This is a genomic window from Streptosporangium sp. NPDC000563, assembly GCF_040299985.1.
In the GTDB taxonomy this organism is placed as follows: domain Bacteria; phylum Actinomycetota; class Actinomycetes; order Streptosporangiales; family Streptosporangiaceae; genus Streptosporangium.
In genome coordinates this window covers 18,728-32,204 of the sequence record NZ_JBEPDA010000018.1, presented here as the reverse complement: position 1 = coordinate 32,204, position 13,477 = coordinate 18,728, and the positions used below count along the sequence as shown (strand labels likewise).

Annotated in this window: 13 protein-coding genes; 1 reads left to right on the top strand and 12 read right to left on the bottom strand. The window is 70.8% G+C overall.

The features are described 5' to 3' along the window. Positions 1-51: 51 nt before the first annotated feature. The 7 genes from ABT352_RS29990 to ABT352_RS29960 form a co-directional block, all read right to left on the bottom strand. Positions 52-2,781 carry a DEAD/DEAH box helicase gene (locus ABT352_RS29990; protein ID WP_350948316.1) on the bottom strand — a complete coding sequence of 910 codons (2,730 nt, stop codon included), beginning with the start codon at positions 2,779-2,781 and terminating at the stop codon, positions 52-54. Positions 2,782-2,920: 139 nt separating this feature from the next. Beyond that, the gene (locus ABT352_RS29985; RefSeq protein WP_350948315.1) at positions 2,921-3,796 is read right to left on the bottom strand and encodes a diacylglycerol/lipid kinase family protein; all 876 of its coding nucleotides are present in this window, start codon (positions 3,794-3,796) and stop codon (positions 2,921-2,923) included. 17 nt (positions 3,797-3,813) lie between these two features. Then, a complete protein-coding gene (gene tatC, locus ABT352_RS29980) occupies positions 3,814-4,752 on the bottom strand; it encodes a twin-arginine translocase subunit TatC (RefSeq protein WP_350948314.1) in 939 nt (312 codons plus the stop codon). Between the two features lie 58 nt (positions 4,753-4,810). Next, the gene (gene tatA, locus ABT352_RS29975; protein WP_350948313.1) at positions 4,811-5,146 is read right to left on the bottom strand and encodes a Sec-independent protein translocase subunit TatA; all 336 of its coding nucleotides are present in this window, start codon (positions 5,144-5,146) and stop codon (positions 4,811-4,813) included. Continuing rightward, the gene (locus ABT352_RS29970) at positions 5,146-5,400 is read right to left on the bottom strand and encodes a hypothetical protein (RefSeq protein ID WP_350948312.1); all 255 of its coding nucleotides are present in this window, start codon (positions 5,398-5,400) and stop codon (positions 5,146-5,148) included. The genes tatA and ABT352_RS29970 overlap by 1 nt, the downstream gene beginning before the upstream one ends. A 24-nt stretch (positions 5,401-5,424) precedes the next feature. Continuing rightward, complete coding sequence (locus tag ABT352_RS29965) at positions 5,425-6,381, bottom strand: helix-turn-helix transcriptional regulator (RefSeq protein WP_350948311.1); 957 nt, start codon at positions 6,379-6,381, stop codon at positions 5,425-5,427. Continuing rightward, complete coding sequence (locus ABT352_RS29960) at positions 6,378-7,334, bottom strand: helix-turn-helix transcriptional regulator (RefSeq protein WP_350948310.1); 957 nt, start codon at positions 7,332-7,334, stop codon at positions 6,378-6,380. Before ABT352_RS29960 ends, ABT352_RS29965 begins: the two co-directional genes overlap by 4 nt. Positions 7,335-7,373: 39 nt before the next feature. On the opposite strand from ABT352_RS29960, the gene ABT352_RS29955 reads away from it, so the two are divergent. After that, positions 7,374-8,489, top strand: coding sequence for a DUF3866 family protein (locus tag ABT352_RS29955; RefSeq protein WP_350948309.1), 1,116 nt, complete (start codon positions 7,374-7,376; stop codon positions 8,487-8,489). Here ABT352_RS29955 and ABT352_RS29950 read toward each other — a convergent pair. From ABT352_RS29950 to ABT352_RS29930, 5 genes are all read right to left on the bottom strand, one after another. Further along, positions 8,435-8,911, bottom strand: coding sequence for a DUF3291 domain-containing protein (locus ABT352_RS29950; protein WP_350948456.1), 477 nt, complete (start codon positions 8,909-8,911; stop codon positions 8,435-8,437). The genes ABT352_RS29955 and ABT352_RS29950 overlap by 55 nt on opposite strands. Positions 8,912-8,943: 32 nt before the next feature. Further along, positions 8,944-9,585 carry a helix-turn-helix transcriptional regulator gene (locus ABT352_RS29945; RefSeq protein WP_350948308.1) on the bottom strand — a complete coding sequence of 214 codons (642 nt, stop codon included), beginning with the start codon at positions 9,583-9,585 and terminating at the stop codon, positions 8,944-8,946. A gap of 276 nt (positions 9,586-9,861) precedes the next feature. Beyond that, on the bottom strand, positions 9,862-10,815 hold the full coding sequence (locus ABT352_RS29940) for an FKBP-type peptidyl-prolyl cis-trans isomerase (RefSeq protein ID WP_350948307.1): 954 nt from the start codon (positions 10,813-10,815) through the stop codon (positions 9,862-9,864). Positions 10,816-10,911: 96 nt separating this feature from the next. Next, the gene (gene pafA, locus ABT352_RS29935) at positions 10,912-12,270 is read right to left on the bottom strand and encodes a Pup--protein ligase (protein ID WP_350948306.1); all 1,359 of its coding nucleotides are present in this window, start codon (positions 12,268-12,270) and stop codon (positions 10,912-10,914) included. Between the two features lie 161 nt (positions 12,271-12,431). Further along, the gene (locus tag ABT352_RS29930) at positions 12,432-13,061 is read right to left on the bottom strand and encodes a hypothetical protein (protein WP_350948305.1); all 630 of its coding nucleotides are present in this window, start codon (positions 13,059-13,061) and stop codon (positions 12,432-12,434) included. Between the last annotated feature and the right edge of the window lie 416 nt (positions 13,062-13,477).

Here is a 13,477-nt window from a genome sequence, read left to right as displayed (position 1 = left end):
CCTCCGCGACCGGGTTTCCGGCCGCGGAGGCCGCAGGCCGGCGGCAGGAGCTCAGGTCAGGGACGAGTAGGCCACCACCCCGCGCCGCAGGGCGTCCATCGACTTGCCCGCGGTCTGCTTCACCTTGCTCCCCGCCGGGGCCGCGTCGGAGATCTGACCGAGGAGGTCGAGCAGCTGCTTGGTCCAGCGGACGAAGTCTCCCGCGGCCAGTTCCGCGCCGGGCACGCCGTCACGGAGCACGGCGTCCAGGCTGTGACCCTTGGCCCAGCGGAAGGCCGCCCAGGCGAAGCCGAAGTCGGGCTCCCTGATGAACGACAGGCCGTGATCGCTCTCGATCGAATCCAGCTCACCCCACAGGCGCACCATGTCCGCCAGCGTCTTCTGAGCCGCTCCCGCGGGGAGCCTGGGCTGGCGGGCGTCGTCGGCCTGCCGCGACTCGAAGACCAGCGACGACACACACGCGGCCAGCTCGGCCGGGTCCAGGTTGTTCCAGAGTCCCGCGCGCAGGCACTCGGCGGTCAGCAGGTCCAGCTCGGTGTAGAGCTGGGCCAGGCGGCGGCCCTCCGCGGTGACGCTCTCACCGTCGAGGTAGCCGAGCTGGTCGAGCACCCCGCAGACCTTGTCGAAGGTGCGGGCGATGACGTGGGAGCGGCCCTCGACCCTGCGGCGCAGGCCCTCGGTCTCGCGGAGCAGCTTGTGGTAGCGCTCGGCCCAGCGGGCGTGGTCCTCGCGCTCGTCACACCCGTGACAGGGATGCCGGCGGATCTCGGTGCGCAGCCGGTTGATCTCGTCGTCCTCCGCGGCGTGGTCGCGTGCCCGCACGGGCTTGCCGAAGTCACGGTCGCCGATCTTGGCGTGCACCGAGGAGACCAGGTTGGCCCGCTCCTTGGGCGAGCGGGCGTTGAAGTTCTTCGGGATGCGCAGGTGCTCGACCGGCTCGACCGGAACGGGAAAGTCGGCCGGTGACAGCTTCTTGACCTGCTTGCCGATGGTCAGCACCAGCGGGGAGGGCCCCTCTCCCCGGGAGTTGAGGCCGGGGTCGAGGACGACGGCCAGACCGGCCCTGCGCCCGCCGGGCACCCTGATGATGTCACCTGGCTTGAGCGCCTCCAGCGAGCGCAGCGCCTGCGTCCTGCGGGCCGCGCCGCGCCGGCGCGACAGCTCGGCCTCCCGGTCGGACAGGGCCCTGCGCATCGCGGCGTACTCCTCGAAGTCGCCCAGATGGCAGGTCATCGCCTGGCGGTAGCCCTCCAGGGCCTCCTCCGCTCGGCGCACCTGCTTGGCGATGCCCACCACGGCCCGGTCGGCCTGGAACTGCGCGAACGAGGACTCCAGGAGGGTCCTGGCCCGCTCCCTGCCCACCTGGCCGACGAGGTTGACGGCCATGTTGTAGGAGGGACGGAAGCTGGAGCGCAGCGGGTAGGTGCGGGTGCTGGCCAGGCCGGCGACCTGGAGCGGGTCGGTGCCCGGCTGCCACTGGACGACCGCGTGGCCCTCCACGTCGATGCCTCGGCGCCCGGCCCGTCCGGTGAGCTGGGTGTACTCGCCGGGGGTGAGGTCGGCGTGGGTCTCGCCGTTCCACTTGTCGAGTTTCTCGATCACCACGGAGCGGGCGGGCATGTTGATGCCCAGCGCGAGCGTCTCGGTGGCGAACACGGCCTTGACCAGGCCCCGGGTGAACAGTTCCTCGACGACCTCCTTGAAGGCGGGGAGCATCCCCGCGTGGTGGGCGGCCAGGCCGCGCTCCAGGGCGTCGCGCCACTCCAGGTAGCCGAGCACACCCAGGTCCTCGTCGGGCAGGTGCGCGGTGCGCTCGTCGACGATCTGCCGGATCTCGTGACGCTCGGCGTCGGTGGTGAGCCGGATGCCGTCGTGCAGGCACTGCATGACGGCGGCGTCGCAGCCCGCCCTGGAGAAGATGAACGTGATCGCGGGCAGCAGGGCGTCGGCGTCCAGGCGCTCGATGGCCGCGGCACGGTCCGGCGGACCGTTCCTGCGAGGCCGTGAGTAGCCGCGGCGCCCCCTGCCGTACGCCTGGCGCTCCTCGTCCTTGGCGATGCGCAGGAGGTTGGGGTTGATCTGCGGGCGCCGGTCGTCGTCTCCGGTGACGAACAGGTCGTAGAGGCGGCTGCCGACGAGCATGTGCTGCCAGAGCGGGACCGGGCGGTGCTCGTCGACGATGACGCTGGTGTCGCCGCGGACCTCTCCCATCCACTCGCCGAACTCCTCGGCGTTGCTGACCGTGGCCGACAGGGCGACCAGGCGCACCGACTCGGGCAGGTGGATGATCACTTCCTCCCAGACCGCGCCGCGGAACCGGTCGGCGAGGTAGTGGACCTCGTCCATGACCACGAAACCGAGCCCCGCCAGGGTGGAGGACCCGGCGTAGAGCATGTTGCGCAGCACCTCGGTCGTCATGACGACGATGGGAGCCTCGCCGTTGACGCTGTTGTCGCCGGTGAGCAGGCCCACCTTGTCGATGCCGTATCGCTTGACCAGGTCGTTGTACTTCTGGTTGGACAGCGCCTTGATCGGGGTGGTGTAGAAGCACTTGCGGCCCTCGCGCAGGGCGAGGTGCACCGCGAACTCGCCCACGACGGTCTTGCCCGAGCCGGTGGGCGCCGCCACGAGGACCCCGTCACCGGCCTCCAGCGCCCGGCAGGCGTCGAGCTGGAAGTCGTCCAGCTCGAAGTCGTAAAGACCGCGGAACGAGGTCAGCGCCGGCCCGCTCTCGGCCTGGCTCTGACGGAAGGCAGCGTATCGTTCCGCTGGGGTCGTCATGGCTCCAGCCTACCGATATCGGGATTCCGGCCCGTCCCCCTTCTCCCCGGATCCCGTCGATCGCGTGGGCCACCCCGGCGGGCCGTCCGGGCGGCGCCGCACGGTCCTCGTCCAGGACCGCCGGCGTACGCCGGTGGCCCTAGACGAGGACCGCCAGCGCGCCGGGGACGATCTCGCATGTCAGCGGGGTGGGGCCGATCCGCTCGCCGTCGGCGTAGGCGATCACTCCCTGGGCCTCCAGGGTCACCCGGCGGGCGCGGAGCATGGTGACGGCGGGATGGGCGCCGTGGGAGCCCCGGTAGACGCGGGGGAAGGTGCGCAGGAACTCCATCTTGGGGATGGCCCCGAGGATCGTCACGTCCAGCAGGCCGTCGTCGGGGACCGCGCCGGGGCACACACGCATGCCCGCGCCGTAGGAACGGGTGTTGCCGACCGCGACGAGCATCGCCTCACGCTCGACGGTCTCGTCGTCCAGGCCGATCCTGAACGGGATGGGCCGGAAGGAGCGCAGTTCCTCGGCGAGGGCGACGAGATATCTCGCCATACCCGGCGGCCAGGTCATGGTGTTGGCCCGCTCGTTGACCCGGGAGTCGAAGCCACAGGCCAGCACCCCGGCGAACCACTCGTCCTCGCCCGCCTTCACGGCGTCGACCGTGCGCACCCGCCCGCGCAACACGGTGTCGGCCGCGGCGAGCGGCGCCTTCAGCGGGATGCCGAGCGCGGCGGCGATGTCGTTGCCCGTGCCCACGGGGATGACGCCCAGCGGCACGCCGCTGCCCGCGACCGCCTGGACGGCGAGGTGGACCAGGCCGTCGCCGCCGAAGGCCACCAGCGCCTCCGGCTCCTCGGCGACCGCTGTGCAGGCGCGTTCGAGCGCGTCGGAGGCGGAGTCTCCGAGGATCACCGAGACCTCGCGCCCGCCCTGCCGCAGGCGGTCGAGCACCGGGGAGAGCAGTCCCCGGGAACGGCCGCCGCGGGCGGCGGGGTTGACGAGGACTGCGATCTCTGCGGGCACAGACCGGAACTTATCCGCTATTTGCCGGGATCGGTGTCGGTCGTTCTCGAATCGATAGGAGCCGGTTCGTCGACCGGGGTCACGGCGCCCACGGACGAGATGTCGTCGTCGAGCGAGGAGGCCTCGTCGTCGGAGAGGTGGGAGAAGTCCTCACCCTTGGGTTGTCTTCTCTCCCTGAGATACATGAACCCCTCGGCCAGGCCGAACAGCAGCACCATCGGCAGAGCGAGCGCGATCATCGTGAACGGGTCGCCACCGGGGGTGGCGACCGCGCCGAAGACGAACATGAGGAAGATGACCATGCGGCGGTGCTTGGCCACCAGCGAGCGCGGCAGCACCCCGATGATGTTCAGGAACACCATGAGCAGCGGCAACTCGAAGGAGATGCCGAACACGATGATCATGATCAGCGCGTAGCTGAGATACTCGTCGATCGTGAGGCCGACCACCGATCCCGGCGGGGCGAAGCCCAGCAGGATCGACAGGCCCGTGTCCATCACGAAGTAGGCCAGGGCGGCGCCCGCGAGGAACAGCGGGACGGCCAGCACCATGAACAGGATCGAGTAGCGCTTCTCGTTGCGGTACAGGCCCGGGGTGACGAAGCCCCAGATCTGCCAGAGCCAGATCGGCGAGGAGACCACGAGGCCGAACATCGCGGCGACCTTGAGGTTCACGAAGAAGGAGTCGAAGACGCCGAGGATCAGCATCGTGCACTGACCGGACCGCAGCTCCTGCGCCTGCGGGAGCCCACAGTAGGGCGCCGACACGAACTGCCAGATCGGATCGAAGAAGATGAAACCGACGATGGTGCCGGCGACCAAGCCGAGCAGGGCGATGACCAGCCGGTTACGCAGCTCGCGCAGGTGCTCCATGAGCGGCATGCGACCGTCGCCCGCCTCTGCGGGCGACGGTGCCGCCCCATTCCGGCCCGATTTGGGCCACTTCAGCAGCGCCATTCGCGAATCCTGGGGTGACGAGTCGAGTGATGGGGGTAGATCTTCAGGCTACCGCCGATCACTGCTGCTTGGGCGCTCCGGCCTGGGCGCGCAGCCGGGCGGCCTGCTCCTCGAGGCGGCGGGCCTCCTCCTCGACGCTCAGCGCGGGAGCCGGAGGCTGCGTCGCCGCCGGGATCGACTGCGGCGCCGGGGCGGCGGGCTGGGGCTGCGCCTGGACGACCGTGGCGGTCGCGGTCTCCGTCTCGTCCTCGTCGCGGAGCTTGGCGGTCTCCGACTTGAAGATGCGCAGCGACCGGCCGAGCCCGCGGGCGGCTTCCGGCAGCTTCTTGGCACCGAAGAGCAGCACCAGGATCAGGCCGATGATGATCAGCTCAGTGGGTCCGAGGTTGGGCATTACACATCCTTACGCCGGGCGACGTGCGGTCTTTGCCTCCGATCGTACGCTCCCCCGGCGGCAGACTCATCCCTTTGGCCCCGCGCGATCGCCGTACGCTCGCCGAACAGGACCCGAACGGGCTCCAGTCTCCCCTCCGTCCGATCGACCTCACGGCTCAGCGCGGCGGCCGCGCGCAGCACGCGAACGGCGAGGAAACCCAGCAGGGCAAGCCCTCCGAAGGCGAGTGAGACCGCGGCGATGATCCAGCTCATGTCGGGAGACTCCGGCTTCGTACGTCAGGAAAGCGACTCATAACGATTCAGCGCGGCGGTGGCCGCGGCCCGGACGCTCTCGTCCAGCGAGGCGGGCGAGACCACCCTGCCGGTGTCCCCGAGACGCAGCGCCAGGCGTACCAGCCAGCCCTGGTCCCTGGCCCGCAGGGCCACCCGCACCCGGCCCTCGCCGAGCTCGGTGACCCGCTCGCACGGGTAGTACTCGGCGACCCAGCGGCCCGCGGGGGTGAGTTCGAGCTCCACCAGCTCGTCGGTCGGCGAGGGCCGGAACACCCCGGGCGTCACCTCGTCGGCCACGGCGTCCGCGGGCGGGTCGGCGGGCACGTCGAGCACGTCGACGGAGAGCATCCTGTCCAGCCGGAACAGCCGGACCGCCTCGGCCCGGTAACACCAGCCCGACAGGTAGGGGCGGCCGTCCACGACGACCAGGCGCATCGGGTCGACCTCACGCGGGGTGATCTCGTCGCGTCCCGGCACGTAGTAGCGCAGCGACAGCCGTCTGCCGCGCCGCAGCGCCTCGTTGACGACGGGCAGCGCGTCGGGCGCGGCGTCGACCTCCACCGCGACCTGGCTGCTGACCGCCGCGGCGCCCTCGCCCGAGGCCCGCTCGAACTTGGCGATGACCCGGGCCAGCGCGTCGCGCTCGCCGAACTCCGGCATCTCGGCGAGCAGGCGCAGGGCGACCAGCAGCGCACTGGCCTCGTCCACGCCCAGCCGCAGCGGGCGGGCGATGGTCTCGGCGTTGTCGATGACGATCTCCCCGCCGTCCCACGACACGTCGATCAGGTCGCCGGGGGTGTGGCCGGGCAGCCCGCACATCCACACCAGCTGCAGGTCGTCGATGAGCTGCTTCTCACTCAGCCCGAAGATCTTCGCGACCTCGGGCACCTGGGCCCCGGGGTGCGACATCAGGTAGGGCACCAGTGCGAGCAGCCTGGGCAGGCGGTCGGCCGTGCTCACGCGAGAGCTCCCTTCAGGCGGCAGATGACCGCGTCACGGGCGTCCGGGGGGCCGACGACCTCCGCGTCCGCGGCGAAACCCACGATCCATCCGGCCAGCCTGCCGGGGTCGGTGAAGTCGACGTCCAGCTCGTCCCAGTCCTCGCCGGCGGGCCGCACCGCCTTCGCCACCTGGCGCAGCCCCTGGCAGGTGTCCCGCCTGACCCGGATAAGGGCGGTGCGCTCGCGCACGGCGGCGTCGCTGTAGACGACCATGGACTTGATGTCGACGTCCTCGGGCACCACCACCGAACCCGGGCGGCCGAGGGTGGTGACCGGCCCGCTGATGCGGCTGAGCCGGAAGACCCTCGGCGCCTCCCGGTCGCGGTCGTGGCCGACCATGTACCAGCGGCCCCGGCGGCTGACGACGCCCCACGGCTCCACCGTGCGGGTCAGCACGTTCTGGCTCGCCGCCGCCCGGTAGGCGAAGCGGACCGCGCGCCGGTCGCGCACGGCCTCCCACAGCGCGGGAAAGGACGGGTCCTGGGTGTCGACGCGCAGCTCCAGCGCGCCGCCGAGCACCCCGTGGGCCTCGTCGGTCTGCACACCCCCCGCGCGCAGCTTCAGCAGGGCCCCGCTGGCCGCCTCGGCCAAGCTGGCCCGCTGCCACACCTGTGCCGCCAGGCCGACCACGGCGGCCTCGTCGGGCTCCAGGGTGATCTCCGGCAGCTCGTACGCCGAGCGGACGATCCGGTATCCGGGATCCTCCTCCCACGGGTCCTTGTGGACCTCGATCGGGATGCCTATCTCCCGCAGCTCGTTCTTGTCCCGCTCGAACATCCGCTGGAAGGCCTCGTCGTTGTCGGCGTCGTAACCGGGCACCGCCTGGCGGATGTGCTCGGCACTGAGCGGCCGCCGCGTGGCCAGCAGGCAGATCACGAGATTGAGCAGCCGCTCGGTCTTCCGGCGCGACATCCGGCCTCCTTCCTGTTCGAGTGACGCTACCCTTCCCCCGTGATCAGATGGCGCAGGGGCGAGGTCGTACGGATCCGGCGCGAATGGCCGGGGGCGGTGGAACTCGACGTGACCACCGAGGACGGTGAGGCGCGCGCGCTCGCCTACCCGGCCCTGGTGGGACGTCCCGAGCCCGGTGACGTGGTGCTGCTCAACACGACCGCGCTCGCGATGGGTCTCGGTACGGGAGGTTACGCCATGGTGGTGGCTGTCCCCGACCGTTTGCCACAAGATCCTCAAGGCCCCGGACACCTGGTGAAGGCACGCTACACCCCGTTGCAGGCCACCGTCCTCGGCGCGGACGAGCAGGATTCGCCCTTCCACGAGGTCCTGCGCGACGCGGACTCCGTGGACGGCATGCCGGTGATCGTCGCCGACCTGCACTCGGCCCTGCCCGCGATCCTCTGCGGCCTGTACGGCCAAAACCCCCCGCAGCCTGGCGAAACTCAGAAAACCGACGGCCCGGAGCGCGGCAGACCCCTCAGGGTCGCCTACGTGATGCTCGACGGCGGCGCGCTGCCCGCCTGGTTCTCCATGTCGTGCGCACGGCTGCGGGAGACCGGCTGGCTGTGCGGGGTCGTCACCGTGGGCCAGGCGTTCGGCGGCGACGTGGAGGCGGTGACCCCGCACACGGGTCTGCTGGCGGCCAGGCACGTCCTGGAGGCCGACGTCGCGATCGTCACCCAGGGACCGGGCAATCTGGGCAGCGGCACCCGCTGGGGTTTCTCCGGAGTCTCGGCCGGCGAGGCGGTCAACGCCGCCGCCGTCCTGGGAGGCCGCCCGGTGGCGGCGCTGCGGGTCAGCGAGGGCGACCTGCGCGAGCGCCACATCGGGGTCTCGCACCACTCGCTCACCGCCTACGGCCGGGTGGCGCTCGCCCCGGCCCACGTCGCCGTGCCCGTGCTGCCCGGCGACTTCGGCAGGCGGGTGGCCGAGCAGTCACGCCCGCTCGCCGCCCGCCACGAGCTGGTCGAGGTGCCGGTGGACGGCCTGTACGAGGCGCTCCAGGGATCTCCGGTGCGCCTGTCGACGATGGGCCGGGGTCTGGACGAGGACCTCGCCTACTTCCTCGCCTCGGCCGCCGCCGGGCGCCACGCGGCCTCGCTCCTGTCGTAGAAGTCCTTGAAGGTGAAGGCCTCCGGGGTGGGGCCTTCGGCCCTCAGCCTCTCCAGACGCTCCATCCCCTCGGGAAGGGTCGGCTCGTACCCCTCGGGGATCCACCACATCACCGAGTACGGCTGCGCGATGCGCAGGAACCACTCCCTGCGCCGCTGCAGGAACGCCAGGTGGTCACTGCGGTAGACGTACTCCCACAGCGCGTCACGCGACCGCCACACGGAGTAGTTGATCAGCAGGTGGTCGCCGTACATGTGCTCGACCGTGTCCTCGGGACCGTCACCCCCCTTGAGGCGCCACACGAAGCCGGGGTCGGCCTCGGCCAGCCGGTTGAGGGGTTCGAGGCCCGCCATGAAGGAGGCGAGTTCGGGGGAGTCCTTGGGCGCGCGCATGTGGGCGACGTTCATCTGGGCCAGGTGCATGGGCACAGCGGATCATCCACGGTCCTTCTATGTCAATCTTCATTATTTTTAGAAAAGGCGACGCAGCACTCCCCGGGCCGTGGGTCCAGCCTGGCCGTCGAGGCGTCCTGACCGAGCGCGTCGAGCATCCCCCGGCACAATCCCAAATTCACCGAGCAGACCAGCAGCGGATGCTCCTCGGCGGGCACGTGGAACGGGCAGTTGCGCAGCCGCACCCGGCCGTCCTCCTCGTAGGGCTCGTATCCGCGTCGCCGCAGCACACCGGCGAGGTCCTCACCCTGCTCGGCGAACCGGGCTCCCGCACGCCGGGCCACCTGCTCGGCCCTCTCGTCCCCGCCGAGCGACTCGACCGCCTCCGCCAGCACCAGGGCGAGGGTCCGGTAGTCCCTGGCGGGCACGTTGACCTGCCACTCCCCCCGCGCCCTGCGATACACCTTCGCCGGCCTGCCGCTGCCGGGCCCCGTCCGCTCCGTCAACCGCCGGAACCCGCTCTCGAGCAGGCCCGCCTCGACGAGCCTGTCGAGGTGGAAGGCGGCCAGGGTCCGCTGCACCCCCACCGCCTCGGCCGCCTCGTTACGTCCCACGTCATGGCGCTGGAAGGCCACGTAGTCGTAGACGGCCCGGCGCACCGGGTCGTGAAGTATCGCCACCGTGTCGAGATCGTCGCCGCTCACAGGCGGATTGTAGGCCGAGGTCGCGGACTTCACGCCTCCGCCCGTACGGGACCCGGCGGGCGGGAACGCGGCCGCCCTTTCCTGGACACGAGACCGGGCGGACGACGCCGACGCCCGGTCCTGACCTGGACCTGGCCTCGGCCGAGCCCTGAACCGGAAAAGCACGGAGCCCGGCCGTACGCGTACGGCCGGGCTCCGTGATGGGACGGCTCGCACCGGCGGCGGCCCGGTGGGCCTCCGCCGGAGGCGGAATGTCAGATCAGCCGGTCAGCGGGCTCAGTAGGCGCCCAGCACGTCGACCAGGAAGACCAGGGTGTCGGTGCCCTTGATCTTCTCGCCGGAGCCCTCCTTGCCGTAACCGAGGTCCGGCGGGATGCTCAGCAGCACCCGGCTGCCGACCGGGACACCGACCAGACCCTGGTCCCAGCCCTTGATGACCTTGCCGGTGCCGATCTGGAACATGATCGGCTGGGCACCGCGGGACCAGCTGCTGTCGAACTCGGCGTCCGAACCCCAGATCTTCCCGGCGTACTGGACCAGGATCGACTGGCCGGACTTGACCTCGGGGCCCGTGCCCTGGATCACGGTCTTGGTGACGAGCTCCTTGGGAGCCTTCTTCTTGGTCTTGGTGGTGAGCTTCGGCGCGGCGTCGCCGGCCGGGTTCTCCACCGTGACACCGTCGAGACCGGGGTCGGTCGCGGTGCCCTTGGCGGCCTTCTCCTGGGGGACGCCCACGACGTCGACCACGAAGACCTGCGACTGGCCGGGAGGGGCCTGCGCCTGCTGCTCGGCGGGCAGCGCGTCCTTGGCGACGACCGACATGAACCTGCCGCCGCCCTTGGTCTCGGCGAAGCCCTTGCGGAGGATCTCCGGGACCTGCTCGTTGAGCGTGATGACCTGCGGCCCGCCCTCGTCGTAGGTCGAGCCGGCGAGCTTGTTCTCCTTGCCGTCCCAGGTGAAGACGGTGAAGTTGGCGATGACGCTGGCGCCGGGCTTGGCGGCCTCCCCCGTGGTGCCGGGGGTGAGCACCTTGTAGGAGGAGGTCTCGACGACCTTCGGCGGGAACGCGACGGTCGGCTTGGCGCCCGCCTGCCCGGTCACCTGCAGCTCGGTGACCTCGCCCGCGCTGGCGGAACTGGAGGCGCCGGTGGCCGCGCCTCCGTCGGAGCCGCATGCTGCGGCGAATATCAAAGGCACTGCGGCCAGTACGGCCATGCTGCGGCGGCGCATAGGTATCCCTCAAGCAGACGTCAGGTTCGCGCAACATTACCCGTCCCGGCGTACGGAGGAGGTAAGGCCGGGAACGAGCTTGCCGAAGTATGACCGTCACATTCCGGCGATGAGCTTGTCCACCCTCTCGTCGACGCTACGGAAGGGGTCCTTGCACAGCACGGTGCGCTGCGCCTGATCGTTGAGCTTCAGGTGCACCCAGTCGACGGTGAAGTCGCGGCGCTTCTCCTGCGCCTTGCGGATGAACTCACCGCGCAGTCGGGCCCGGGTGGTCTGCGGCGGCACCGACTTGGCCTCGAAGATCTTCAGGTCGGAGGCCACCCGCTCCACCGCACCGCGCTTCTGCAGCAGGTAGAACAGGCCACGGCGGCGGTGCACGTCGTGGTAGGCGAGGTCGAGCTGAGCCACCCTGGGGCTCGACAGCGGCAGGTCGTACTTCTGGCGGTAGCGCTCGATCAGCTGGTACTTGGTCACCCAGTCGATCTCGCGGGCGACCTTGTCGAGGCTGCCGGTCTCGACCGCGTTGAGCGTGCGCTCCCACAGCTCCAGCACCCGGTGGCTGACCTCGTCTCCGCCGCGGCGGTCGACGAAGTCACGGGCCTTGGAGAGGTATTCCTCCTGGATCTCCAGCGAGGACGCCTCCCGGCCGTTGGCCAGCCGCACCCGCCGCCGCCCGGTCATGTCGTGGGAGACCTCCCTGATGGCCCGGATCGGGTTCTCCAGGGACAGGTCGCGCATCACGGTGCCCGCCTCGATCATGCGAAGCACCAGGTCGGTCGCGCCGACCTTGAGCAGCATGGTCGTCTCGCTCATGTTCGAGTCGCCGACGATGACGTGCAGGCGGCGGAACCGCTCGGCGTCGGCGTGCGGCTCGTCACGGGTGTTGATGATCGGACGCGACCGGGTGGTGGCGCTGGAGACGCCCTCCCAGATGTGCTCGGCCCGCTGGGAGACGCAGTAGACCGCTCCACGCGGGGTCTGCAGCACCTTGCCCGCCCCGCAGATGATCTGCCGGGTGACCAGGAACGGGATCAGCACGTCCGCCAGGCGGCCGAACTCGCCGTGCCGGCCGACCAGATAGTTCTCGTGGCAGCCGTAGGAGTTGCCCGCCGAGTCGGTGTTGTTCTTGAACAGGTAGATGTCGCCGGCGATCCCCTCCTCACGGAGGCGTTTCTCCGCGTCGACGAGGAGGCCCTCCAGAATGCGCTCGCCCGCCTTGTCGTGGGTGACGAGCTCCACCACGTTGTCACACTCGGGGGTGGCGTACTCGGGGTGGCTCCCCACGTCCAGATACAGGCGCGCCCCGTTGCGGAGGAAGACGTTGCTCGATCGGCCCCAGGAGACGACGCGGCGGAATAGATAACGCGCTACCTCGTCGGGTGACAGCCGCCGCTGCCCCCTGAACGTGCAGGTGACGCCGTACTCGTTCTCAAGCCCGAAGATGCGACGATCCATTGCCTCACACTATTCGCCGAACCCCTCTCGTGGGAGGGATCATGGGGTTTTCGGTCGTACGGCTTATGCCCCAGGCTGTGAGCGCCTAAGCGCGGACGCGCCCCGCGCCCGGTTCCCGCCGGGCGCGAGTGGCGCGAAGGCGCCGGGATCGACGGCCTCGATCAGCCTCCGCCCTGCCAGAAGATCTCGACAACCTTGGTGATCCTGCCGTTCTCCGTGGTGATCAGGGCCGGCCGGTGGAGGCCCTCGACCCCGGTCAGCGAGGCGGCCTCCCTGACGTTGTCGATCAACGTCTGACGGGTGCAGCTCTCGGTGCCGAGATTGGTGGCCTTGTCGTAGGTCTGCGTCGTGTTGTCGCAGCCGCTGTCGGCGAGAAACAGCACGTCCTCGGCGATGGGCGCCAGGTAGCGGACCACGTCGCCTTCCTCGGGGCCGTCGAAGTGACCGTCCTCGCCACCGCGCTGGACGAAGCGGATCGGCCGGTACTCGGCCACCCCGTTTTCGTCCACGTCGGTGAGCCAGCCCCTCAGGACGCCCTCGAAGGGCGGCGGACGCCCCTTGCTCCAGTCGTGTTCCGGAGCCGCCTGGAACTCGGTACCGAAGAGCTCGGGGACGGCCGCGGCGGAGCCCGGGGTGGGGGTCGGCGCGCCTGTCGAGGGAGCGGGCGCGGAGGAGGACGCGACCGGCAGGGGGGCGGAGGAGGAGTCCGCGGCGCAGCCTGACGCCAGCGCCACGGCCGCGAGCAGGGCCAGCGCCACACCGGGCCGTCGAGGAGCCGCGAGGGCGGTCATATGAGGGGCGGATCCGGTCCGGATCCGGGAGGTGTTGTTCACACGGAGTGTGACCAGCGTGGAGCGGGACCGGTTGTCCGGAGACGATGTGATCCAGGACACACCGCAGCGACACCCGTTCCCGCCTCGCCGGGAGCTGTGTTCCCGGCGAGGCGGAACGGGTGTCGCGGGGTGTCGTGAGGTGTCGTCCGGCGCCGGAGCGCCACTTGCCCGCGTCGGGCTTTTTCGGTGCCGCTGACCGGCCCGTCCGGCGCGGGGGACCGTGCTGCCACCGTTCTCAGGCGTCCCGCAGGAGAAGACCTGCCTTCCGGCGTGGGGGGGGGGGGGGGGGGGCGGCGGGCGCCCCCCCCCCCCGCGGGGGCCCGCCCCCCCCCGCCGCCCGCCGCGCGCCCCCCGCCGGCGGCCGCCGGGGAGCG

Coding starts and splice junctions, on each gene's coding strand:
- ABT352_RS29990 (WP_350948316.1), bottom strand. CDS start 2,781: ATGACGACCCCAGCGGAACGATACGCTGCCTTCCGTCAGAGCCAGGCC.
- tatC (WP_350948314.1), bottom strand. CDS start 4,752: ATGGCGCTGCTGAAGTGGCCCAAATCGGGCCGGAATGGGGCGGCACCG.
- tatA (WP_350948313.1), bottom strand. CDS start 5,146: ATGCCCAACCTCGGACCCACTGAGCTGATCATCATCGGCCTGATCCTG.
- ABT352_RS29970 (WP_350948312.1), bottom strand. CDS start 5,400: ATGAGCTGGATCATCGCCGCGGTCTCACTCGCCTTCGGAGGGCTTGCC.
- ABT352_RS29960 (WP_350948310.1), bottom strand. CDS start 7,334: ATGTCGCGCCGGAAGACCGAGCGGCTGCTCAATCTCGTGATCTGCCTG.
- ABT352_RS29950 (WP_350948456.1), bottom strand. CDS start 8,911: ATGCACCTGGCCCAGATGAACGTCGCCCACATGCGCGCGCCCAAGGAC.
- ABT352_RS29940 (WP_350948307.1), bottom strand. CDS start 10,815: ATGCGCCGCCGCAGCATGGCCGTACTGGCCGCAGTGCCTTTGATATTC.
- pafA (WP_350948306.1), bottom strand. CDS start 12,270: ATGGATCGTCGCATCTTCGGGCTTGAGAACGAGTACGGCGTCACCTGC.
- ABT352_RS29930 (WP_350948305.1), bottom strand. CDS start 13,061: ATGACCGCCCTCGCGGCTCCTCGACGGCCCGGTGTGGCGCTGGCCCTG.